We start from the raw sequence: 2,023 nt of genomic DNA on the forward strand, positions 1-2,023 counted from the left end.
TCCGCGTCGCCCATCCCGACCGCACGGAGCATGCCTCGCGAGGTGGTCGCTTCGATTCCATCGGTGACGACGCGCGAACGCGGCTTCCAATCAACTGTTTCCGGCATGTAACGAGTGTAGAACCACCGACACGCCCGACGACCCGGCCTGGCGCATCCGCGGCGGGCGTCGGGACGCTACTGCTCGTGCACGTCGCCCTCGCGGAAGTCCGCGAGCAGTCCGATGACCCTGGCCACATCGACGGGACCGGCGACACGGAAGTTCGCCAGCGTCTGTCCGTCGCCGCTCTTCAGGCCGACGTCGTCCGGTCCGAGCGCGGCGAAGGCATCCTCGTCGGTGAGATCGTCGCCCGCGTAGAAGACGGCGGTCGCGTCCGTGTACTTGCGCAGATGCTCGACGGCCTCGCCCTTGGTGGTGGACCGCACGGAGAACTCCAGCACGTTCTTGCCGCTGCGCACCGTCAGATCCTGCAGCTCCGCGGCGGTCTCGCTGAGGGCGACGAGATGGGCCATGCGGCTGTCCCGCTCGGTGGCGAGCCGAGTGTGCAGCGCGTAGCCGGCGGGCTTCTCCTCCAGCCACACGTCGTCGAACGACCTGGCCACCTCGCCGAGCACCTCGCCGAGGAGGTTGCGCCTGGCGAACTCCTCGCTGTCGAGCGTGAGGCTGTCGTCGGGATGGTCAAGACGCAGCTCGATGCCGTGGGAGCCGACCAGAAGCACGGAGTCGGGCATGTCCGCCACCCGGATGAGGCTCGCGAGCGCGCGACCGGAGACGAGCGCGACCCTCGTGTTCGGCATGGAGGCCAGCCGCAGCACGGCCGCCCGTGCCTCGGGAAGCGCTCGCGCCTGCTCAGGGACGTCCACCTCCGGGGCGAGCGTGCCGTCGAAGTCGAGCGCGACCAGCAGGCGGCGCGTCCGTGCGAGCTCCCGCAGGGCGCCGACGAGCGGCTCGGGCAGGCGGGAGAAAGCTGGCGGGGTGTCGACGTCGACCATCAGACGAGTTCGTGCCCCTGTGATCCCTGATGGGCGCGACTGGCCAGGACCTTGAGGAAGTCGCTCGACCAGTGGATCACATCGTGCTCGAGCACTCGTTTCCGCAGCGAACGCATCCGTGCCCTCCTGTCCCGCTTGGGCATCGAGATCGCCTGCAGGATGGCCGACTTGAGCCCCTCGATGTCGTGCGGGTTGATGAGCAGGGCACGTTTCAGCTCGTCGGATGCACCCGCGAACTCGCTGAGCACGAGGACGCCGTCCTCGTCGAACCGGCAAGCCACGTACTCCTTGGCGACCAGGTTCATCCCGTCGCGGAGCGCCGTCACGAGCATCACATCCGCCGCGAGGTAGAGCGCAACCATCTCCTCGCGGGGGAAGCCGTGATGCTGGTAGCTGATCGGAACGTGGGCGATCGTCCCGTAGTCGCCGTTGATGCGCCCGACGGTGAGCTCGATCTCGTCGCGCAGCTCCATGTAGGCCTGCACGCGTTCCCTGCTGGGGTTGGCGACCTGCACGAGGGTCACGTCGTCGACACTGAGCTTGCCCTCCGCGAGCAGTTCCCCGAAGGCCTTGAGCCGGTGGCCGATGCCCTTGGTGTAGTCCAGCCGGTCCACCCCGAGCATGACCGTCTTCGGGTTGCCGAGGTCCTCGCGGATCTGCCGGGCGCGCTCCTGGACGGCGCGGGAGCGGGCGAGCTCCTCGAAGCTCGACGCGTCGATCGAGATGGGGAACGCTCTCGCCACGACCGTCCGGAAGGTGCCCTGCCGCTTGATCGGCCCGAAGACCCGGACTCCCGGCGAGCTGTCGACGAGCGGGACCTCGATCTGCACGCCCTTGGTCGCGTATCCCTTCAGGCGGCGGACGGCACGCTGGAAGTTGCCCGCGTCGGCGACCCGCTGGAACCCGACGACGTCGGCGCCGAGCAGGCCCTCGATGATCTGGGTCCGCCAGGGCAGCTGCGAGTAGATCCCGTATGGCGGAAACGGAATGTGATTGAAGAAGCCGATGGTGAGGTCGGGCCGAAGCTCGCG

Annotated in this window: 2 protein-coding genes; both read right to left on the reverse strand. The window is 68.4% G+C overall.

The features are described from left to right. Nucleotides 1-176 precede the first annotated feature (176 nt). Nucleotides 177-992: a trehalose-phosphatase gene (gene otsB / locus VGC18_RS03330; RefSeq protein ID WP_331094207.1), complete on the reverse strand. Its 816-nt coding sequence runs from the start codon at nt 990-992 to the stop codon at nt 177-179. Then, the coding region (locus VGC18_RS03335; protein ID WP_331094209.1) for an alpha,alpha-trehalose-phosphate synthase (UDP-forming) at nt 992-2,023 on the reverse strand (1,032 nt) is incomplete at its 5' end. The genes otsB and VGC18_RS03335, both read right to left, overlap by 1 nt.

Origin of the sequence: Lacisediminihabitans sp. (assembly GCF_036404185.1) — a bacterium.
Lineage (GTDB): Bacteria > Actinomycetota > Actinomycetes > Actinomycetales > Microbacteriaceae > Lacisediminihabitans.